Source organism: Stenotrophomonas sp. NRRL B-14846, from assembly GCF_050473585.1.
Lineage (GTDB): Bacteria > Pseudomonadota > Gammaproteobacteria > Xanthomonadales > Xanthomonadaceae > Stenotrophomonas.
The window spans coordinates 2,352,309-2,374,115 of sequence record NZ_JBFLUN010000022.1 but is presented as its reverse complement, the minus strand read 5'-3'; the positions used below and the strand labels follow the sequence as shown (position 1 = coordinate 2,374,115).

Sequence of the window (21,807 nt, the reverse complement as noted above, 5' to 3'; positions counted from 1 at the left end):
CCGATGAAGGCGACAGGTAATTTCGAGGCGGCGCGCGACGTCGACCCGATGGTGGTGCTGAGCGACAAGACCCGCGCTCACATCGATCACTGGCTGTCCAAGTTTCCGCCGGACCGCAAGCGCTCTGCCGTGCTGCAGGGCCTGCATGCGGCCCAGGAGCAGAACGAGGGCTGGCTGACCGACGAACTGATCGCCGGCGTGGCCAAGTACCTCGACCTGCCGCCGGTGTGGGCCTACGAGGTCGCCAGCTTCTACTCGATGTTCGAGACCGAGAAGGTGGGCCGCAACAACGTGGCCATCTGCACCAACATCAGCTGCTGGCTCAATGGCGCCGAGGACATCGTCCGCCATTGCGAGAAGAAGCTGGGCATCAAGCACGGTGAATCGACCCCGGACGGCCGCGTCTACCTCAAGCGCGAGGAAGAGTGCCTGGCCGGCTGCGGTGGCGCGCCGATGATGGTCATCAACGGTCACTACCATGAGCGTCTGACCCTGGAAAAGGTCGACGAGCTGCTGGACGGGCTGGAGTAAGGGCATGGCACATCACCACGAATCCAAGGGTCCGGTCGGCCCCGCGCCGCTGCCGCACCAGGTGGTCTACACCACCCTGCATTACGACACCCCGTGGTCGTACGAAAGCTACCTGAAGACCGGTGGCTACGCCGCCCTGCGCAAGATCCTCGAAGAGAAGATCCCGCCGGAGCAGGTCATCGAGATGGTCAAGGCCTCGGGCCTGCGCGGCCGCGGTGGCGCTGGCTTCCCGACCGGCCTGAAGTGGTCCTTCATGCCCAAGGGCAACATGCAGAAGTACATCCTCTGCAACTCGGACGAATCCGAGCCGGGCACCTGCAAGGACCGCGACATCCTGCGCTACAACCCGCATTCGGTGGTGGAAGGCATGGCGATCGCCTGCTACGCCACCGGTTCGACCGTGGGTTACAACTACCTGCGCGGTGAGTTCCACCACGAGCCGTTCGAGCACTTCGAGCAGGCCCTGGCCGACGCCTATGCAAATGGCTGGCTGGGCAAGAACGTGATGGGCTCGGGCGTGGACATCGACATCTACGGTGCGCTGGGCGCCGGCGCGTACATCTGCGGCGAAGAAACCGCGCTGATGGAATCGCTGGAAGGCAAGAAGGGCCAGCCGCGCTACAAGCCGCCGTTCCCGGCCAACTTCGGCCTGTACGGCAAGCCGTCAACGATCAACAACACCGAAACCTATGGTTCGGTGCCGGCGATCATCCGCAACGGTCCGGAGTGGTTCAAGGGCCTGAGCCTGACCGCCAACGGCGGTCCGAAGTGCTTCTCGGTGTCCGGCTGCGTGCAGAACGGCGGCAACTTCGAAGTGCCGCTCGGCACCAAATTCCACGACCTGCTGGAAATGGCCGGTGGCCTGCGTCCGGGCCGCACCCTCAAGGGCGCGATCCCGGGCGGCGTGTCGATGCCGGTGCTGACCGCGGCCGAGTTGAAGGATCTGCCGATGGACTACGACACCATCCGTGCGCTGGGCTCCGGCCTGGGTTCGGGTGCGATCGTGGTGCTCGACGACAGCGTCTGCTGCGTCAAGTTCGCCTGCCGCATCAGCCAGTTCTTCCACAAGGAATCGTGCGGCCAGTGCACCCCGTGCCGTGAAGGCACCGGCTGGATGCATCGCGTGCTGGAGCGCATCGTCGCCGGCAAGGCCACGATGGAAGACCTGCACCAGCTGAAGGCGGTGGCCGGCCAGATCGAAGGCCACACCATCTGTGCGTTCGGTGAAGCGGCTGCATGGCCCATCCAGGGCTTCCTGCGCCAGTTCTGGGACGAATTCGAGTACTACATCGTCAACGGTCATTCGATGGTTGACGGCAAGAAGGTGGAGGCAGCCGCCGCATGAGCGCGCAACCCGTAAACCCGAACGTGCCACCGGACCACGTGACCATCGAAATCGATGGCAAGTCGCTGGTCGTGCCCAAGGGTTCGATGATCATCCAGGCGGCCGACAAGGCCGGCATTTCGATTCCGCGCTTCTGCTACCACGAGAAGCTGCCGATCGCCGCCAACTGCCGCATGTGCCTGGTGGACGTGGAGAAGTCGCCGAAGCCGGCGCCGGCCTGCGCCACCCCGGTGATGGACGGCATGAAGGTCGCCACCCGCAGCGAAAAGGCACTGAAGTTCCAGCGCTCGGTGATGGAGTTCCTGCTCATCAACCACCCGCTGGACTGCCCGATCTGCGATCAGGGCGGCGAGTGTGAGCTGCAGGACGTGTCGCTGGGCTATGGCCGTTCGGTCAGCCGCTTCAACGAGCGCAAGCGCGTGGTGCCGGACGAGGACATGGGCCCGCTGGTCGCCACCGAGATGACCCGCTGCATCCAGTGCACCCGCTGCGTCCGCTTCACCGCCGACGTTGCCGGTACCTACGAACTGGGTGGCATGTACCGCGGTGAGAACCTGCAGATCGGTACCTTCGACGGCAAGCCGCTGACCACCGAGCTGTCCGGCAACGTCGTCGACGTCTGCCCGGTCGGCGCGCTGACCAACAAGGTGTTCCAGTTCCGCGCCCGTCCGTGGGAACTGACCGCGCGCGAATCGCTGGGCTACCACGACGCGATGGGTTCGAACCTGTTCCTGCACGTGCGTCGCGGCGAAGTGCTGCGCACCGTGCCGCGCGACAACGAAGCCGTGAACGAGTGCTGGCTGTCCGACCGTGACCGCTACTCGCACCAGGGCCTGTACAGCGAAGACCGTGCGGTCAAGCCGCTGCGCAAGGTCAATGGCGAGTGGAAGGAAGTGAGCTGGGCCGAAGGCCTGGCCGCGGCCGCCGAGATCCTCAAGGCCAACCAGGGCGACAACCTGGGCGTGCTGGTGCACCCGTCGACCTCGAACGAGGAAGGCGCGCTGCTGGCCCGCCTGGCCAAGGGCCTGGGCTCGAGCAACATCGACCACCGCATCAACAACCGCGATTTCTCCGACGCTGCAACCGCCGAAGTGTTCGGCCTGCCGCTGGCCGAGATCGAAGGCGCTGACCGCATCGTCGTTCTGGGCAGCAACATCCGCCACGAACTGCCGCTGCTGCACGCCCGCCTGCGCAAGGCGCAGACCACCAACGGCGCGAAGATCCACGTCGTCAACCCGGTGGACTTCGACTTCGCCTTCAGCATCGCCGGCAAGCAGATCGTCGCGCCGTCGAAGTTCGCCGACGCGCTGGCCAACGCCGAGCTGCGTTCGGCGGTGCAGGGCGGCAACAACACCGTGCTGATCGTCGGTGGCATTGCCGAAAACCACCCGCAGGCTGCCGCGATCCGCGCTGCCGCGCGTGACTTCGCTGCCGCCACCGGTGCCAAGCTGTGCCGCATCCCGCAGGGCGCCAACGCCGTTGGCCTGACCCGCGCTGGCGTGCTGCCGGCCGGCAAGGACGTCGCCGCGATGCTGGCGCAGCCGCGCCAGGCCTACGTGGTGTACGGCCTGGAGCCGGGCCTGGACTTCGCCGACGCTCCCGCCGCGCGCAAGGCGCTGGCCGGTGCCCAGGTGGTGGCCTTCAGCCAGTTCGCCTGTGCTTCGACCCGCGACGTCGCCGACGTGATCCTGCCGATCGGCGCGCTGCCGGAAATCGACGCCACCCTGACCAATCTCGATGGTCGCGAGCAGTCGGCCCGTGCCGGCGGCAAGCTGCCGGGCGAGGCCCGTGAAGGCTGGCGCGTGCTGCGCGCCCTGGGCGGCGACCTGGCTGTGGCCGGTTTCGACTTCACCGACCTGGCCGGCCTGCGCGCCAGCCTGGCCCCGGTGTCGGTCACCGTTGCCGCCTCGGCACAGCCGGTGGTTGCCGGCGAAGGCCTGGAAGTGGCTTCGACCGCCGCGATCTACCGCACCGATGCGGTGGTCCGTCGCGCCCCGGCGCTGCAGTCGCATCCGCTCAACAACGCCCCGCGCATCGTGCTGAACGCTGAAGATGCCGCTCGCCTGCAGCTGCAGGAAGGGCAGATGGCCAAGGTCGGCACCGATGCCGGCAAGGCCACCCTGCCGGTGGTGGTCGACGCCCGCGTCGCTGCGGGTTCGGTCTGGATTGAATCGGGCCACGGCGCGACCGCGCCGCTGGGTGCCGCTCGCGTAACGGTGGTGGCTGCATGAACGAATTGCTGTTGAACGCGGTCGACCCGCTGCACCAGTGGCTGCTTGGCCTCGGTGACATCGGCGCGCTGATCTGGATCATCCTGAAGATCCTGGTGATCACCGTGCCGGTGATCATCTCGGTGGCCTTCTACGTGGTCTGGGAACGCAAGCTGATCGGCTGGATGCACGTCCGCCACGGCCCGATGTACGTGGGCATGGGCATCTTCCAGGCCTTCGCCGACGTCTTCAAGCTGCTGTTCAAGGAAGTGGTCCAGCCAAGCAGCGCCAACAAGGCGATCTACCTGCTGGCCCCGCTGATCACCCTGGCACCGGCCTTCGCGGCCTGGTCGGTGGTGCCCTTCGATTCGCAGATCGTGCTGTCCAATGCCAACGCCGGCCTGCTGTACCTGCTGGCGATGACCTCGCTGGGCATCTACGGCATCATCCTGGCCGGTTGGGCGTCCAACTCGAAGTATGCGTTCCTGGGTGCGATGCGCGCCTCGGCGCAGATGATCAGCTACGAAATTGCCATGGGCTTCGCCCTGGTCGGCGTGATGATCGCGTCGGGCAGCCTGAACCTGAGCAACATCGTGATGGCGCAGGCCGGCAGCTCCGGCTTCTTCGACTGGTTCCTGCTGCCGCTGTTCCCGCTGTTCGTCATCTACTGGGTGTCGGGCGTGGCTGAAACCAACCGCGCGCCGTTCGACGTGGTGGAAGGCGAATCGGAAATCGTCGCCGGCCACATGGTCGAATACTCCGGCGGTGCGTTCGCCCTGTTCTTCCTGGCCGAATACGCGAACATGATCCTGATCAGCTTCCTGATCTCGATCTTCTTCCTCGGCGGCTGGCTGAGCCCGGTGCAGGGCTGGGTCAACTTCGGCGACGTCTCGCCGCTGGTCGACTGGATCTGGAAGGGTGGTGCGCCGTGGCTGTTCGTCAAGGTGTTCTTCTTCGCCAGTGCCTACATCTGGTTCCGTGCCAGCTTCCCGCGCTTCCGCTATGACCAGATCATGCGCCTGGGCTGGAAGGTCTTCATTCCGCTGGCCATTCTGTGGATCGCGGTTACCGCCGTCATGGTGTTCTTCGGCGTGATTCAAAAGGGCGTCTAAAGTGATGAACAGGATTACCCATTACTTCAAGAGCCTGCTGCTGCTCGAACTGCTGGCCGGTCTCTGGCTGACGCTGAAGTACAGCTTCAAGCCGAAGTACACGATGATGTACCCGATGGAGAAGTTCCCGCAGTCGCCGCGCTTCCGTGGCCTGCACGCCCTGCGCCGTTATCCCAACGGTGAAGAGCGCTGCATCGCCTGCAAGCTGTGCGAAGCGGTGTGCCCGGCGCTGGCCATCACCATCGACTCGGCCAAGCGCGAAGACGGCACCCGCCGTACCACGCGCTACGACATCGACCTGTTCAAGTGCATCTTCTGTGGCTTCTGCGAAGAAAGCTGCCCGGTGGACTCGATCGTCGAAACCCACATCCTCGAGTACCACTTCGAGAATCGTGGCGAAAACATCGTTACCAAGCCGCAGCTGCTGGCCCTGGGCGACCGTCTCGAAAACGAGATCGCCGAGCGTCGCGCCGCCGATGCCGCTTACCGCTGAGGTCGAGAGATGGATTGGGTAAATATCGCTTTCTGGGTGTTCGCCATCGCGGCAACGGTTTCGGCCGGTGCGGTGATCAGCGTGCGCAACCCGGTTCACGCCGTGCTCTGCCTGGTGCTGACCTTCTTCTCCATCGCCTGCGTGTGGCTGCTGGTGGGCGCCGAGTTCCTCGGCGTGGCGCTGGTGCTGGTCTACGTCGGCGCAGTGATGGTGCTGTTCCTGTTCGTGGTGATGATGCTGGACATCGACCCCACCAAGCTGCGTGAGGGCTGGGTGCGCTACCTGCCGGTCGGCCTCATCGTCGCGGTGGCGATGCTGGTGCAGATGCTGATCCTGATCGGCGTCAAGGCCCGCTCGGTCACGCCGTTCCCGGCCGACAACGCTGCAGCGGTCGCCGCCGACAGCTCCAACGTCACCTGGCTGGCGCGCACGCTGTTCACCGAGTACCTGCTGCCGTTCGAGTTCGCCGCCGTCATCCTGACCGTGGCCGTGGTTGCCGCGGTGATGCTGACCCTGCGCCGCCGTACCGGCGTGAAGAGCCAGAACCCGGGCGAGCAGACCATGGTCAAGGCCGGCCAACGCCTGCGCATGGTGAAGATGGGCGCCGAAGCACCGGTCGTGCACAGCAACAGCAAGCCGGCCGCCGGCGAGGAGACCCAGCCGTGATTACCCTTGGCCACATGCTTGCGCTCGGCGCGGTGCTGTTCGCCATCAGCCTGGCCGGCATCTTCCTCAACCGGAAGAACGTCATCGTCCTGCTGATGTCGATCGAACTGATGCTGCTGTCGGTGAACATCAATTTCGTCGGCTTCTCGCGTCAGCTGGGCGATCCGTCCGGCCAGCTGTTCGTGTTCTTCATCCTGACCGTCGCCGCCGCGGAAGCCGCCATCGGCCTGGCGATCCTGGTGACCCTGTTCCGTACCCGCCGCACGATCAATGTCGGCGAAGTCGATTCGTTGAAGGGCTGATCCACAGATGGAAATCACTCTCTCCAAGAGTCTGTTGATCGCAGTGGTGCTTGCACCGCTGTTCGGCAGCATCATCGCCGGCCTGTTCGGTCGCCAGGTCAAGCGCTTCGGCGCGCAGACCATCACCATCCTCGGCGTCGCGGTTGCCTGCGGCCTGTCGATGTACACGCTCTACCAGCTGCTGTGGGGCGGGGCGCAGCCGTTCAACCAGAACATCTACACGTTCTTCGAAGTCGGCCAGTACTCGGCCCACGTCGGTTTCATGGTCGACAAGCTGACCGCGATGATGATGGTGGTGGTGACCTTCGTGTCGCTGCTGGTCCACATCTACACGATCGGCTACATGCAGGACGATCCGGGCTACCAGCGGTTCTTCAGCTACATCTCGCTGTTCACCTTCTCGATGCTCACCCTGGTGATGAGCAACAACTTCCTGCAGCTGTTCTTCGGCTGGGAAGCGGTGGGCTTGGTGTCGTACCTGCTGATCGGCTTCTGGTTCAAGCGCCCGACCGCGATCTTCGCCAACATGAAGGCGTTCCTGGTCAACCGCGTCGGTGACTTCGGCTTCCTGCTGGGCATCGCCGGCGTGCTGTGGGTGTTCGGCACCCTGGACTACTCGCAGGTGTTCTCGCAGGCCGGCATGCTGGCTGACCCGCGCGCCCAGCTGCAGATCTGGGACGGCACGATCCTGGGCATGCAGCTGCTGAACGAGCCGGTGATCTGGTCGATCGCCACCGTCATCTGCATCTGCCTGTTCATCGGTGCCATGGGCAAGTCGGCCCAGGTCCCGCTGCACGTGTGGCTGCCGGACTCGATGGAAGGCCCGACCCCGATCTCGGCACTGATCCACGCCGCGACGATGGTGACCGCCGGTATCTTCATGGTCACCCGCATGTCGCCGCTGTTCGAGCTGTCGCAGACCGCGCTGAACTTCGTGCTGTTCATCGGTGCCACCACCGCGTTCTTCACCGGCCTGATCGGCATCGTGCAGAACGACATCAAGCGCGTGGTCGCGTACTCGACCCTGTCGCAGCTGGGCTACATGACTGTCGCCCTGGGCGTGTCGGCCTATTCGGCCGCCGTGTTCCACCTGATGACGCATGCGTTCTTCAAGGCCCTGCTGTTCCTGGGCGCCGGCTCGGTCATCATCGCGATGCACCACGAGCAGGACATGCGCAAGATGGGCGGCCTGCGCAAGTACATGCCGATCACCTTCATCACCATGTGGATCGGTACCCTGGCGCTGGTCGGTACGCCGTTCTTCTCCGGCTTCTACTCGAAGGACACCATCATCGAGGCCGCCGAGCTGCACGCGCACCTGTCCAACAACTGGGTGGCCACCTATGGCTACTGGGCGGTGCTGGGTGGCGTGATCGTCACCAGCTTCTACAGCTTCCGCCTGCTGTTCCTGACCTTCCACGGCAAGGAGCGTTTCCGCGACGCGCATCATGACGATCATGGTCACGGCCAGGACGATCACCACGCCGCCGACGCCCACCACGGCGATGCGCATCACGACGACCACGGCCATGGCCACGGTCCGCACGAGCCGCACGAAACCCCGTGGGTGGTGACCCTGCCGCTGATCCTGCTGGCCATCCCGTCGATCGCCATCGGTTTCTTCAGCATCGGTCCGATGCTGTACGGCACCGACTGGGCCGGCAACCATGCGCACGATGCCATCAAGGGCCAGGCGCATACGTTCTTCACCGGCGTCGTCGACTTCTACGATCCGGCCAAGAACACCATCGGCTTCCTGGGTGAAGAGTTCCACGGCCCGGTCGCCTTCGCGCTGCACGGCATGATGGCTCCGGCGTTCATGCTGACCGTTGCGGGCTTCCTGCTGGCCGCACTGTTCTACCTGTGGAAGCCGGACCTGTCGGGCAAGGCTCGCAAGACCTTCGCCCCGCTGGTGTCGGTGCTGGAAAACAAGTACGGCTTCGACAAGCTGTGGATCGATGGCTTTGCCGGTGGCAGCGTCAAGCTGGGCAAGGTCTCGCGCTGGATCGACAGCAACATCGTCGACGGCGTGGTCAATCTCTCGGCACGTGTTGTGGACGTCGCAGCCGGCGTGCTGCGTCGTACCCAATCCGGTTTCCTCTATCACTACGCCTTCGCGATGATCATCGGCCTGATTGCCCTGCTGGGCGTGCTGATGCATTACCTGCGTTGATGACCTGTACGGAATAAGAAGACGTGTCGAACTGGCCTCTACTCAGTGTCCTCATCTGGCTGCCGATCCTCGGTGGCGCCCTGATCCTTGCGATCCGTGATGCGCAGACCGCCCGCTGGGCGTCGCTGGGCGTAGCGGTGCTGACGTTCGTGGCGAGCCTCTCGCTGCTGAGCGGCTACAACGCGGGCATCGACGGTCTGCAGTTCGTCGAGACCCATGCCTGGATCCCGGCGTACAAGATCGGCTACAACCTGGGCGTGGACGGCATTGCCGTGGCGCTGATCCTGCTGACCACCCTGGTCAGCGTGCTTGCCCTGATCGGCGCCTGGAGCGCCATCGACAAGCGCGTGAACCAGTACGTGGCGGCCTTCCTGATCCTGGAAGGCGTCACGGTCGGTATCTTCTCGGCCACGGACGCGATGCTGTTCTACGTGTTCTTCGAGGCGATGCTGATCCCGATGTTCCTGATCATCGGTGTCTGGGGTGGCCCGCGCCGCATCTACGCCGCGCTGAAGTTCTTCCTGTACACCTTCCTCGGCTCGGTGCTGATGCTGGTGGCGCTGATCTACCTGTACCTGAAGGGCGGCAGCTTCCAGCTGGCCGACCTGTACGCGCTGCCGCTGTCGGCCAAGGAACAGACCTGGATCTTCTTCGCCTTCCTGATCGCCTTCGCGGTCAAGGTGCCGATGTTCCCGGTCCACACCTGGCTGCCGGATGCCCACGTGGAAGCACCGACCGCCGGTTCGGTGATCCTGGCCGCAATCGCCCTGAAGATCGGTGGCTACGGCTTCCTGCGCTTCAACCTGCCGATCGTCCCGGACGCATCGCAGGAATGGGCCTGGCTGGTGATCGCGCTGTCGCTGATCGCCGTGATCTACGTCGGCCTGGTCGCCCTGGTGCAGGACGACATGAAGAAGCTGATCGCCTATTCGTCGATCGCGCACATGGGCTTCGTCACCCTGGGTACTTTCATCGCCCTGTGGCTGGTGCGTGAAGCCGGCAACGCCGATGCCGCCCGCCTGGGCCTGCAGGGCGCCATGGTGCAGATGATCTCGCACGGCTTCGTGTCCGGCGCGATGTTCTCCTGCGTCGGCGTGCTGTACGACCGCATGCACAGCCGCCGCATCGCCGATTACGGCGGCGTGGTCAACGTGATGCCGTGGTTCGCCACCTTCGCCATGCTGTTCTTCATGGCCAACGCGGGCCTGCCGGGTACCAGCGGTTTCGTCGGCGAGTTCATGGTCATCCTGTCGGCCTTCCAGCGTAATCCGTGGATCGCGCTGGGCGCGGCCACCACCCTGATCATCGGCGCCGCCTACACCCTGTGGCTGTACAAGCGCATCTTCTTCGGTGAAGTGGCCAACAGCCATGTTGCCGAACTGAAGGACATCAACGGCCGCGAATGGCTGGTGCTGGGCGTGTTCGCCATTGGCGTGCTGGCGCTGGGCATCTATCCCAAGCCGCTGACCGACCTGATGGAGCCCTCGATCGCGAAGCTGGCGATGCAGATCGCATCCAGCAAGCTGCTGTAATTCCAGGATTTGATGATGACCACCTCGCCGCTGCTGCCATTGACCGCCGCTGACCTGCCACCGCTCGCTCCCGAGCTGGTGCTGATCGGCAGCGCCTTCGCCCTGATGATCCTCGACCTGTTCGTCAGCAACCGGAACAAGATCGTCACCCACCTGTTCTCGCTCGCTGCGCTGGCCGTGGTGCTGTTCATGCTGGCCACCGGCGTGGGCGGGCAGGGGGAGGTCTTCCATGGCATGTTCGTGCGCGATACCGCCGCGGACGTGATGAAGACCGGGATCGTGCTGCTCAGCGGCCTGACCCTGGTCTACGGCTGGCGCTACCTGCGTGACCGCAACCTGTTCCAGGGCGAGATCCCGGTGCTGATCCTGTTCGGCACCGCCGGCATGATGATCCTGGTCTCGGCCGGCAGCCTGCTGATGGTCTACCTGGGCCTGGAACTGCTGGCGCTGTGCTCCTACGCCCTGGTCGCCAGCAACCGCGAAAACGGCCTGGCCTCGGAAGCGGCGATGAAGTACATCGTGCTGGGTTCGCTGGCCTCTGGCCTGCTGCTGTACGGCATGTCGCTGATCTACGGCGCCACCGGCAGCCTGCACCTGGACGTCATCCGCGAGGCCATCCCGCACTCGGAAGAGCGCGTGCTGCTGATCACCGGTGCGGTGTTCATGATCGCTGGCGTCGCCTTCAAGCTGGGTGCCGCGCCGTTCCACATGTGGCTGCCGGACGTGTACCAGGGTGCCCCGGCACCGATCGCACTGTTCATCAGCTCGGCACCGAAGCTGGCCGCCTTCGGCATGGCGTACCGCCTGCTGGAAATGGGCGTGGGCCCGCTGTCGACCGAACTGCAGCTGCTGATCGCCGGCCTGGCCGCGGTCTCGCTGGTCATCGGCAACCTGATGGCCATCGCGCAGAGCAACCTCAAGCGCATGCTGGCGTTCTCCACCGTCTCGCACATCGGCTTCCTGCTGATGGGCATCGCCGGTGGCGGTTCGCAGGGCTATGCCGCCGCACTGTTCTACGCACTGGCCTACGCCATCATGTCGACCGCCGCCTTCGGCGCGATCATCGCGCTGTCGCGTGCCGGCTTCGAAGCCGAGAACATCGAAGACTTCAAGGGCCTGAACGCCCGCAACCCGTGGATGGCCGGCCTGGTGCTGTGCATCATGGCGTCGCTGGCCGGCATCCCGCCGTTCCTGGGCTTCTGGACCAAGCTGGCGGTGCTGGGCGCGGCCGTCAACGGCGGCCTGCTGTGGCTGGCCATCCTCGGCGTGCTGTGCGCCGTGGTCGGCTGCTTCTACTACCTGCGCGTCATCAAGGTCATGTACTTCGATGAGCCGGTGGGCGAGGCCATGCCGCGCAGCAACGACCGCGTGCTGGGCGTGGTGCTGGGCGTGAACGCGCTGGCACTGCTGGCCCTGGGCCTGGCCTGGAACCCGATCATGGTCTGGTGCCAGCAGGCATTTGCGCATCTTGCATAAAAGTTGACACAAAGCTGCGTGATTCGTGTAATATGCGCAGCCTGAGTTGTCACTGCAGCGGTTCAGCCAGAACATCGTTGCGGTAGCCCTCCTCGAAAGAGCAGGGCAGCAGTTCAAACACTTCCGGTGCGGGGTGGAGCAGTCTGGCAGCTCGTCGGGCTCATAACCCGAAGGTCGCAGGTTCAAATCCTGCCCCCGCTACCAACTTCATATCGGCGCCAACCGGTTTGATGAATGAGGGAAAGCTTGCATGTTTTGAAGCATTCACTCATAATTCCGCTTCTGATGCGGGGTGGAGCAGTCTGGCAGCTCGTCGGGCTCATAACCCGAAGGTCGCAGGTTCAAATCCTGCCCCCGCTACCAAGTAAAGAGATCGCCTTCGAAGTCCTGCTTCGAAGGCGTTTTTCTTTGGGGTCTGCGTCGTTTCCGCGTGATCGGGGTCAGATCCCTTTTCCCGTGGAAAAGGAATCTGACCCCGGGTCCGCACCTTGCACCAGCGCGGTGCAGTCGCTATCATCAGCGGCCTAGCAGTACCCCTGAAGGCGGCCTCCCAGCGGGAGTCCGGACCCGGAAGGAGGGCCGCAACCGGCAGGCAATGCAGGTTGCAACCGGAATCCAGTCACCGGAGTCTTTCCGGAAAAGGGGCCCAACGGGCCCTTTGTCGTTTCCGGGGCGTCATGTTTCCACGCCGGCCAAGGCCGGCACCCAACCATAGAGATCAAGGCAGGCTGTGAGCGACAAGGCAACCGACATCGCGAATCTGCTCGCCCCGACCGTTGTGTCGCTGGGCCTGGAGCTGCTGGGCGTTGAGTATCTGCCGGCCCCCGGCGGTGCGACCCTGCGCCTTTACATCGACGTGCCGCTGGCTGAACAGCCCGAGCGCATCATCAATGTCGACGACTGCGAGCGCGTCAGCCGCGAAGTGTCGGCGCAGATGGACGTCGAAGACCCGATCAGCGGCAACTACACGCTGGAAGTGTCTTCGCCGGGCGTCGACCGTCCGCTGTTCAACCTGGAGCAGTTCGGCCGTCACCTCGGCGAAATGGCCAAGGTCACGCTGAAGCTGCCGCAGGACAACCGTCGTCGCCTGCAGGGCCGCATCGAAGCGACCGACGAGGCCGCGGACACCATCACCTTCATCGTCGACAAGGCTGAAGTGGTCGTGTCGGCCGACAACATCGACAAGGCACGGATCATGCCCGACTGGGTGGCGCTGGGGCTGGCCCCGAGCAAGCCGACCGGTCCGGCACCGAAGCGTCCGAAGCCGAACAAGAATTCTTCTTCCAACGAGCCGGCGGCAAAGAAGCCGCGCGCGGAGTGAGCCAATGAGCAAGGAACTGTTGCTGGTAGTCGACGCAGTCGCCAACGAGAAGGGCGTGCCGCGTGAAGTGATCTTCGATGCCATCGAGGCCGCCCTGGCCTCGGCAGCGAAGAAGCGCTATCCCGACGAGGAAGTGCTGACCCGCGTGGTCATCGACCACAAGGACGGCAGCTACGAAACCTTCCGCCGCTGGGAAGTGGTGGCCGATGACGTGGTCATGGAATCGCCGGACCGCCAGATCCGCCTGATGGACGCCGTCGATGAAGCCGAAGGCGTGGACGTCGGCGACTACATCGAAGAGCAGATCGAGAACCCGGACTTCGGCCGCATTGCTGCCCAGGCCGCCAAGCAGGTCATCGTCCAGCGCGTGCGCGAAGCCGAGCGCCAGCAGGTCGTGGATGCGTGGAAGGATCGCGTGGGTGAGCTGATCACCGGCGTGGTCAAGCGCGCCGAGCGCGGCAACATCTATGTCGACCTCGGTGGCAACGCCGAAGGCTTCATCCCGAAGGACAAGGGCATTCCGCGCGACGTGCTGCGCGCCGGTGACCGCGTGCGCGGCTACCTGGCCGAAGTGCGCTCGGAGCCGCGTGGCCCGCAGCTGTTCATCAGCCGTGCCGCCCCGGAATTCATGATCGAGCTGTTCAAGCTGGAAGTGCCGGAAGTCGGCCAGGGCCTGGTGGAAATCAAGGCCTGCGCCCGCGATCCGGGCGACCGCGCCAAGATCGCCGTGCTGGCCCACGACCAGCGCACCGATCCGATCGGTGCCTGCATCGGCATGCGTGGTTCGCGCGTGCAGGCCGTGTCCAACGAGCTCAATGGCGAGCGCGTGGACATCGTGCTGTGGAACGACAACCCGGCCAACTTCGTCATCAACGCGATGGCGCCGGCCGAAGTGCAGTCGATCATCGTCGATGAAGACAAGCATTCGATGGACCTGGCTGTTGCTGAAGACCGCCTGGCCCAGGCGATCGGCAAGGGCGGCCAGAACGTGCGCCTGGCCAGTCGCCTGACTGGCTGGCAGCTCAACGTGATGACCCAGGACCAGGTCACCGCCAAGTCGGAAGCCGAGCAGGCTTCGGCCCGCCAGCTGTTCATGGACAAGCTGGAAGTGGACGAGGAAATCGCCGGCATCCTGGTCAGCGAAGGCTTCGGCACCGTCGAGGAAATCGCATATGTCCCGGTCGGCGAACTGCTGGCCGTGGAAGGTTTCGACGAAGACATCGTCGAAGAGCTGCGCGCCCGTGCCCGCGATGCGCTGCTCAATGAGGCCCTGGCAGTCGAGGAAGGCCTTGAAGACGGCCAGCCGGCGCAGGACCTGCTGTCCCTGAAGGGCATGGACGAAGCCACCGCATATGCGCTGGCCGGCCACGGCGTGCGTACCAGCGAGGACCTGTCCGACCTGGCCGCCGACGAGGTCATGGACTTCGGCATCGAAGGACTGGATCAGGCGCGCGCCGCTGCGCTGATCCTGGCCGCCCGTGCCGAGGAGATCGCCCGACTGGAACGCGGCGAATGAGCCGGCAATGAACAGGGCCCTGAGCCGCTCAGGGCGTAGAATCCGCGCCACCTCCAGATGCGGGGGGGCGCCCACAAGATCATAGGATCCGAATGTCGCAGCAAACCACCATCCGCAAGCTTGCCGAACTGGTCAACACGCCGGTCGAAAAACTGCTGGAACAGCTGGCCGGTGCCGGCATGAAGTTCAGCGGTCCCGACCAGGTCGTGACCAGCTCCGAGAAGGTTAAGCTCCTGGGCTTCCTTCGTCGTTCGCACGGCAAGCCCGAGCAGGCCCCGGAAGAGACCGATCAGTCTGCAAAGAAGATCACGCTCAACCGCCGGAAGCAGCAGGAAGTGACGGTCAATTCCGGTCGCAGCAAGACGACCGTGAATGTCGAGGTCCGCCAGAAGCGTACCTACGTCAAGGATGGTGCTCGCGCCATGACCCCGGACGAAGAGCGCGCCGACATCCTGCGCAAGCTGGAAGAGTCGCGTGCCCGCAACCTTGCCGAACAGCAGGCCCTGGCCGAGAAGGATCGTCTGCGCGACGAGGCCATCGTCCGCGCCCGTGAGGAAGAGGTTGCCGCCAAGGAGCGCGCCGAAGCCGAGAAGAAGGCGGCCGAGGAAGCTGCGGCTGCCGCCAAGGCGGCCGAGGCGCTGGCTGCCAGCAAGCCCAAGCGTGCTCCGATCGACGAAACCGCGCCGCGCCCGCCGCGCGCCCCGGCCGCAGCCCCGGCTGCACCGCGTGGTGCGCCGCCGCCGCCGCGCAGCGACGACCGCAACAACCGCAGCGCGCCGCGCAACGAGCGTGGCCCGGGCGATCGCTTCGCCGGCCAGATGCACCTGTCGGCTGCCGACCGTGCGCGTCGTGGCAACAGCAACAACAGCAATTCCCGTGGACGTCCGGGTGGCCGCAACCAGTCCGGTGGCCGTCGCGACATGTCGCGTGGTGGCAACAATGCCGGTCCGCACGCCTTCGAGCGCCCGACCGCACCGGTGGTGCGTGAAGTGGCGATCGGCGACACGATCACCGTGGCCGACCTGGCGCAGAAGCTTGCGCTGAAGGGTGGCGAGGTGGTCAAGGCGCTGTTCAAGATGGGCGTGATGGCCACCATCACCCAGTCCATCGACCATGACACCGCCGCGCTGGTGACCGAAGAACTCGGCCACAAGGCGATCCGTGCCAACGACAATGACGCCGAAGACGCACTGCTGGCCTCGACCGGTGAAAACCAGGGCGAAGCCACCCAGCGTCCGCCGGTGGTCACCATCATGGGTCACGTCGACCACGGCAAGACCTCGCTGCTGGATTACATCCGCCGTACCAAGGTCGCCACCGGCGAAGCCGGCGGCATCACCCAGCACATCGGCGCTTACCACGTCGATACGCCGAAGGGCGTGATCAGCTTCCTGGATACCCCGGGCCATGCTGCCTTCACCTCCATGCGTGCGCGCGGTGCCAAGCTGACCGACATCGTGGTGCTGGTCGTGGCCGCCGATGACGGCGTCATGCCGCAGACCAAGGAAGCGATCCAGCACGCCCGTTCGGCGGGTGTGCCGCTGATCGTGGCGATCAACAAGATCGACAAGTCCGATGCCGACCCGATGCGGGTCAAGAACGAACTGCTGTCCGAGCAGGTCGTGGCCGAAGACTTCGGTGGTGACACCCAGATGGTGGAGATCTCGGCCAAGACCGGCCTGGGCATCGACGACCTGCTGGACGCCATCTCGATCCAGGCCGAACTGCTGGAACTGAAGGCCGTCGACGAAGGCCGCGCTTCGGGCGTGGTGATCGAATCGTCGCTGGACAAGGGCCGCGGCCCGGTCGCTACCGTGCTGGTGCAGCAGGGCCGCCTGAAGAAGGGCGACTACCTGGTGTGCGGCATCCAGTACGGCCGCGTGCGTGCGCTGTTCGACGAGACCGGCAAGCAGCCGGAGTTCGCTGGCCCGTCCATCCCGGTGCAGGTCCTGGGCCTGTCCGGCGTGCCGGAAGCCGGTGACGACTTCGTTGTGGTCGAGGACGAGCGCCTGGCCAAGGACGTTGCCCAGCAGCGTGAGACCAAGCGTCGTGAATCGCGCCTGGTCGCCACTGCGGGCAGCCGCATGGAAGACATCATGGCGACCCTGGGCAAGGGCGAGGGCCAGCAGGTCCTCAACCTGGTCATCAAGGCCGACGTGCAGGGTTCGGTACAGGCGCTGAGCCAGGCACTGGTCGCGCTGTCCAACGAAGACATCCGCATCAACGTGATCCACTCCGGCGTGGGCGGCATCACCGAGTCGGACGCCAACTCGGCGGCCGCTTCGAAGGCCACCGTCATCGGCTTCAACGTGCGTGCGGACGCTTCGGCCCGTCGCATCATCGAATCCAATGGCGTCGACCTGCGTTACTTCTCGATCATCTATGACGTGATCGACCAGGTGAAGCAGGTGGCCTCCGGTCTGCTGGGCGTGGAGATCCGCGAAGAGATCATCGGTATCGCCGAGGTCCGCGACGTCTTCCGCAGCTCCAAGCTGGGCGCCGTCGCCGGCTCGATGGTCATCGAGGGCGTGGTCAAGCGCAACAAGCCGATCCGCGTGCTGCGCGACAGCGTGGTGATCTTCGAGGGCGAACTGGAATCGCTGCGTCGCTTCAAGGAGAACGTCGAGGAAGTCCGCAACGGTACCGAATGCGGTATCGCCGTGAAGGCCTACAACGACGTCAAGCCGGGTGACCAGATCGAGTGCTTCGAGCGTATCGAAGTGCCGCGCACCCTGTAATGCTGCGTGGCGGCCCGGCCAACGGTCGGGCCCTACCGGCATGCAAAGCCCGACCCACGGTCGGGTACCATGTAGATGTAGCGCCCGACCGTTGGTCGGGCGACAACTGAACCAAGAGCTCCTCGTGCCCAAGACTTTCCATCGAACCGACCGTGTCTCCGCCCAGCTGCGCCGTGAACTCGGCACCCTGGTGCACAACGCCGTGCGCGAGCACGGGTTGCCCTCGGTGAGCGTGTCCGACGTGGAAATCACCCGCGACATGGCCCATGCCAAGGTGTTCGTCACCGCGCTGATGCCGGAACGTTCGGCCGAAGCCGTGGCCGGCCTGAAGGAACTGGGCTACCGCCTGCGCATGGACCTGGCCCGTGCGATGAAGCTGCGCCACGTGCCGGAGCTGCATTTCCACTACGACGACTCGGTCGACCGTGGTGAGCACATCGACAACATCCTGCGCGACCTGCCCGATACGCTGGCCGCCGAGAAGCGTCGCGAGAGCGACGAAGAATAAGGTAGCGCCGGGCCCATGCCCGGCGTCTTTCCATTCCGGCAACGCGAAGCCCCTGCGGGCCGCGCTGCGGCAGCCGAGCACGGCCCGGCTCTACACACTCCTGTCATGACCCGAATTCAGTTCCGCCGCCTGGATGGCATCCTGCTGCTCGACAAGTCGACCGGCATGAGCTCCAACGCTGCCCTGCAGGTGGCGCGCCGCCTGTTCCGCGCCGAGAAGGGGGGCCATACCGGCAGCCTCGACCCGCTGGCCACCGGCCTGCTGCCGCTGTGTTTCGGCGAGGCGACCAAGATCGCCGGCCTGCTGCTGGGTTCGGCCAAGGCCTACGACGCCGAGATCGTGCTCGGCCAGACCACGGATACCGACGATGCCGAAGGCCAGGTGCTGCTGCAGCGCCCGGTGCCGGCGATCAGTACCGAGGCCCTGCAGGCTGCGCTGGCGCCGCTGACCGGCAACATCCGCCAGCGTGCCCCGATCTATTCGGCGCTGAAGCAGGGCGGTGAACCGCTGTATGTGAAGGCTCGCCGCGGTGACGCCATCGAAGCGCCCGAACGCGAGGTGCAGGTGCACGCCATCGAGGTGCTGGAGCAGCGGCCGGAACGGCTGCGGTTGCGCGTGACCTGTGGTTCCGGCACCTATATCCGCAGCCTGGCCCGCGACCTCGGCGAAAGCCTGGGCTGTGGCGCCCACATCAGCGCGCTGCGCCGGCTCTGGGTCGAGCCGTTCCGCGAGCCTGCCATGGTCACGCTGGACCAGCTGCGGGCGATGGTCGAGGCCGGTGACGAGGCCGGCATGGATGCGTTGCTGCTGCCGTTGGCGGCCGGCCTGGCTGAATACCCGAGGGTCGACCTGGACGCCGACCAGGCCCATCGGTTCTGTGTCGGCCAGCGCCAGCGCGACCTGTCCTGGCCGCGCGGCCTGGTGGCCGTGTTCGGTCCGGACGATGCTGTCCAGGGCCTCGGCCAGGTCGACGACAGTGGCCTGCTGGCCCCGCAGCGCCGATTCAACCTCTGACCGGGGCCTGCCGGTTCAGCCCCGGTCCTTGTCCCGGAAGCCCCCGGCCGTTACAATTTCGCGGCCGTTTTCCGGCAACCTGCCTCGCGCAGGTTTCATCCTCGTAGTCCACGGCGAGCCTGGCGGTGCGCGAAGCGCGTTCCTGCCGGCCACGCATCACAGAGAAAAAAGAAATGTCGATCGACACCCAGAAGGTCATTGAAGACAACAAGCGCAGCTCGGCTGACACCGGCTCCCCGGAAGTCCAGGTTGCACTGCTGACCGCCCGCATCGAACTGCTGACCGGCCACTTCAAGACCCACAAGAAGGACCACCACAGCCGCCGCGGCCTGCTGCAGATGGTCAACCGCCGTCGCAGCCTGCTCGACTACCTGAAGAAGAAGGACGTCGAGCGTTACAAGGCCCTGATCGAGAAGCTTGGCCTGCGTCGCTAAGCAACGAATCCCCCGCGGCGCAGCGATGCGCCGCGGTTTTGTTTTGTAGCACCGCAATCCCCGATTCAGGCCGGAACGATCCGGCCACCCGCTGGCGGCAAGGGTCGCCGACGGTCCAAATTCGCAGACAGCATCCCCAAGGACACCCTCCGTGGCAAAAATCACCAAAACCTTCCAGTACGGCAAGCACACCGTCACGCTTGAGACCGGCGAAGTCGCCCGTCAGGCCAGCGGCGCCGTCATCGTCAAGATGGACGACACCGTACTGCTGGTCACCGCCGTCGCCGCCAAGAGCGCGCGCGAAGGCCAGGACTTCTTCCCGCTGACCGTCGATTATCAGGAAAAGTTCTACGCCGGCGGCCGCATCCCGGGTGGTTTCTTCAAGCGCGAAGGCCGTGCGACCGAGAAGGAAACCCTGATCTCGCGTCTGATCGACCGTCCGATCCGCCCGCTGTTCCCGGAAGACTACAAGAACGAAGTGCAGATCATCGCCACGGTGATGTCGCTGAACCCGGACGTGGACGGTGACATTCCGGCCCTGATCGGTGCTTCGGCTGCCCTGGCCCTGGCTGGCACCCCGTTCATGGGTCCGATCGGCGCGGCCAAGGTCGGTTACAAGAACGGCGAGTACATCCTGAACCCGACCGTCAGCGAACTGGCTGACTCGCAGCTGGAGCTGGTCGTCGCCGGTACCTCCAACGCCGTGCTGATGGTTGAATCCGAAGCCGCGCTGCTGTCCGAAGAAGTGATGCTGGGCGCCGTGACCTTCGGTCACCGCGAAATGCAGAAGGTCATCAACGCGATCAACGAGCTGACCGTCGAAGCCGGCACCAAGCCGTCGACCTGGGAAGCCCCGGCCAAGAACGACGCGCTGATCTCCGCCCTGAAGGAGGCCATCGGCCCGCGCCTGGGCGAAGCCTTCCAGGTGCGTGACAAGCTGCAGCGCCGCGATGCCATCTCGGCGATCAAGAAGGACGTGGTTGAAACCCTGGCTGGCCGCGTGGCCGCTGAAGGCTGGAACCCGGCCGAGCTGTCGAAGGAATTCGGCGAGCTGGAGTACCGCACCATGCGTGACTCCGTGCTGGACACCAAGGTCCGTATCGACGGCCGTGCGCTGGACACCGTCCGCCCGATCGCCGTGAAGACCGGCGTGCTGCCGCGCACCCACGGTTCCTCGCTGTTCACCCGTGGCGAAACCCAGGCCATCGTGACCATCACCCTGGGCACCGCCCGTGATGGCCAGGTCATCGATGCCGTTGCCGGTGAGTACAAGGAAAACTTCCTGTTCCACTACAACTTCCCTCCGTTCTCGGTGGGTGAGTGCGGCCGCATGATGGGCCCGAAGCGCCGCGAAATCGGCCACGGTCGCCTGGCCAAGCGCGGCGTGCTGGCTGTCATGCCGTCGCTGGAATCCTTCCCGTACACCATCCGCGTCGTCTCGGAAATCACCGAGTCGAACGGTTCCTCGTCGATGGCCTCGGTCTGCGGTTCGTCGCTGGCCCTGATGGACGCCGGCGTGCCGGTGAAGGCGCCGGTGGCCGGTATCGCCATGGGTCTGGTCAAGGAAGGCGAGCGCTTCGTCGTCCTGTCCGACATCCTGGGTGACGAAGATCACCTGGGCGACATGGACTTCAAGGTGGCCGGTACCGCTGAGGGCATTTCCGCCCTGCAGATGGACATCAAGATCGAAGGCATCACCGAAGAGATCATGAAGCAGGCTCTGCAGCAGGCCAAGGCTGGCCGTCTGCACATCCTGGGCGAAATGGCCCACGGCCTGACCGCTCCGCGTGAAGAGCTGTCCGACTACGCGCCGCGCCTGCTGACCATCAAGATCCACCCGGACAAGATCCGCGAAGTGATCGGCAAGGGTGGCTCGACCATCCAGGCCATCACCAAGGAAACCGGCACCCAGATCGACATCCAGGACGACGGCACCATCGTCATCGCTTCGGTCAATGCCATCGCTGCCCAGGCCGCCAAGGCCCGCATCGAGCAGATCACCTCGGACGTCGAGCCGGGCCGCATCTACGAAGGCAAGGTCGCCAAGATCATGGACTTCGGTGCGTTCGTCACCATCCTGCCGGGCAAGGACGGTCTGGTCCACGTGTCGCAGATCTCCAGCGATCGCGTCGAAAAGGTCGGCGACGTGCTGAAGGAAGGCGATGTGGTCAAGGTCAAGGTGCTGGAAGTCGACAAGCAGGGCCGTATCCGCCTGTCGATGAAGGCCGTGGAAGAAGGCGACGCCGTCAGCGCCGAGTAATCGGTACTGCTGATTGTGCGGTGGGTGAGGACCGTTGGTCCTCACGCTTTCGCAAATGAGAAAGCGGGCTTCGGCCCGCTTTTTCTTTGCCTCGATGTCATGAAGAGCCGCTCATCCGGGTCGCTGCATGTCCTGCCGCAGTGCGTGAGCGCCGCCACGTGGCCATCGTTCTGTCA

The 21,807-nt window shown here is 64.9% G+C and carries 17 protein-coding genes and 2 tRNA genes; all 19 read left to right on the top strand.

Going from position 1 to position 21,807, the window contains the following annotated elements; translation table 11 throughout:
• Window positions 1–3 precede the first annotated feature (3 nt).
• The 19 genes from nuoE to pnp all read left to right on the top strand — a co-directional run bounded on the left by nuoE (window position 4) and on the right by pnp (window position 21,631).
• Entirely contained in the window at window positions 4–531 is a 528-nt protein-coding gene (nuoE, locus tag AB1281_RS13260; RefSeq protein ID WP_006381132.1) for an NADH-quinone oxidoreductase subunit NuoE, read from the top strand.
• Between the two features lie 4 nt (window positions 532–535).
• Window positions 536–1,876, top strand: a complete 1,341-nt coding sequence (nuoF, locus tag AB1281_RS13255) for an NADH-quinone oxidoreductase subunit NuoF (protein ID WP_005410459.1) — start codon at window positions 536–538, stop codon at window positions 1,874–1,876.
• Window positions 1,873–4,107 (top strand): NADH-quinone oxidoreductase subunit NuoG, encoded by a 2,235-nt coding sequence (gene nuoG, locus AB1281_RS13250; protein ID WP_430346126.1) that lies wholly within the window; start codon window positions 1,873–1,875, stop codon window positions 4,105–4,107. Before nuoF ends, nuoG begins: the two co-directional genes overlap by 4 nt.
• On the top strand, window positions 4,104–5,198 hold the full coding sequence (gene nuoH / locus AB1281_RS13245) for an NADH-quinone oxidoreductase subunit NuoH (RefSeq protein WP_006458641.1): 1,095 nt from the start codon (window positions 4,104–4,106) through the stop codon (window positions 5,196–5,198). Before nuoG ends, nuoH begins: the two co-directional genes overlap by 4 nt.
• Before the next feature lie 4 nt (window positions 5,199–5,202).
• The gene (nuoI, locus tag AB1281_RS13240) at window positions 5,203–5,691 is read left to right on the top strand and encodes an NADH-quinone oxidoreductase subunit NuoI (protein ID WP_005410456.1); all 489 of its coding nucleotides are present in this window, start codon (window positions 5,203–5,205) and stop codon (window positions 5,689–5,691) included.
• Window positions 5,692–5,700: 9 nt separating this feature from the next.
• Complete coding sequence (locus AB1281_RS13235; RefSeq protein WP_006458640.1) at window positions 5,701–6,357, top strand: NADH-quinone oxidoreductase subunit J; 657 nt, start codon at window positions 5,701–5,703, stop codon at window positions 6,355–6,357.
• Window positions 6,354–6,659, top strand: a complete 306-nt coding sequence (gene nuoK / locus AB1281_RS13230; RefSeq protein WP_005410454.1) for an NADH-quinone oxidoreductase subunit NuoK — start codon at window positions 6,354–6,356, stop codon at window positions 6,657–6,659. Before AB1281_RS13235 ends, nuoK begins: the two co-directional genes overlap by 4 nt.
• A gap of 7 nt (window positions 6,660–6,666) precedes the next feature.
• Window positions 6,667–8,832, top strand: coding sequence for an NADH-quinone oxidoreductase subunit L (gene nuoL / locus AB1281_RS13225; RefSeq protein WP_430346125.1), 2,166 nt, complete (start codon window positions 6,667–6,669; stop codon window positions 8,830–8,832).
• Window positions 8,833–8,855: 23 nt separating this feature from the next.
• Window positions 8,856–10,364, top strand: coding sequence for an NADH-quinone oxidoreductase subunit M (locus tag AB1281_RS13220; protein ID WP_008268294.1), 1,509 nt, complete (start codon window positions 8,856–8,858; stop codon window positions 10,362–10,364).
• A 15-nt stretch (window positions 10,365–10,379) separates the two neighbouring features.
• On the top strand, window positions 10,380–11,840 hold the full coding sequence (gene nuoN, locus AB1281_RS13215) for an NADH-quinone oxidoreductase subunit NuoN (protein WP_075677141.1): 1,461 nt from the start codon (window positions 10,380–10,382) through the stop codon (window positions 11,838–11,840).
• 127 nt (window positions 11,841–11,967) lie between these two features.
• Window positions 11,968–12,044, top strand: a tRNA-Met gene (locus AB1281_RS13210).
• A gap of 82 nt (window positions 12,045–12,126) precedes the next feature.
• Window positions 12,127–12,203 (top strand) — tRNA-Met (locus AB1281_RS13205).
• Window positions 12,204–12,570: 367 nt separating this feature from the next.
• Complete coding sequence (gene rimP, locus AB1281_RS13200) at window positions 12,571–13,161, top strand: ribosome maturation factor RimP (protein ID WP_014037945.1); 591 nt, start codon at window positions 12,571–12,573, stop codon at window positions 13,159–13,161.
• A 4-nt stretch (window positions 13,162–13,165) separates the two neighbouring features.
• Entirely contained in the window at window positions 13,166–14,677 is a 1,512-nt protein-coding gene (nusA, locus tag AB1281_RS13195) for a transcription termination factor NusA (protein ID WP_005410449.1), read from the top strand.
• Window positions 14,678–14,769: 92 nt separating this feature from the next.
• The gene (infB, locus tag AB1281_RS13190; RefSeq protein WP_075677143.1) at window positions 14,770–17,415 is read left to right on the top strand and encodes a translation initiation factor IF-2; all 2,646 of its coding nucleotides are present in this window, start codon (window positions 14,770–14,772) and stop codon (window positions 17,413–17,415) included.
• A gap of 124 nt (window positions 17,416–17,539) precedes the next feature.
• Window positions 17,540–17,923 carry a 30S ribosome-binding factor RbfA gene (gene rbfA, locus AB1281_RS13185; RefSeq protein WP_005410447.1) on the top strand — a complete coding sequence of 128 codons (384 nt, stop codon included), beginning with the start codon at window positions 17,540–17,542 and terminating at the stop codon, window positions 17,921–17,923.
• Window positions 17,924–18,028: 105 nt separating this feature from the next.
• The gene (truB, locus tag AB1281_RS13180) at window positions 18,029–18,937 is read left to right on the top strand and encodes a tRNA pseudouridine(55) synthase TruB (RefSeq protein ID WP_101765853.1); all 909 of its coding nucleotides are present in this window, start codon (window positions 18,029–18,031) and stop codon (window positions 18,935–18,937) included.
• A 173-nt stretch (window positions 18,938–19,110) separates the two neighbouring features.
• Window positions 19,111–19,371 carry a 30S ribosomal protein S15 gene (gene rpsO, locus AB1281_RS13175; RefSeq protein ID WP_005410445.1) on the top strand — a complete coding sequence of 87 codons (261 nt, stop codon included), beginning with the start codon at window positions 19,111–19,113 and terminating at the stop codon, window positions 19,369–19,371.
• 151 nt (window positions 19,372–19,522) lie between these two features.
• Window positions 19,523–21,631: a polyribonucleotide nucleotidyltransferase gene (gene pnp, locus AB1281_RS13170; RefSeq protein WP_014037942.1), complete on the top strand. Its 2,109-nt coding sequence runs from the start codon at window positions 19,523–19,525 to the stop codon at window positions 21,629–21,631.
• Window positions 21,632–21,807 lie beyond the last annotated feature (176 nt).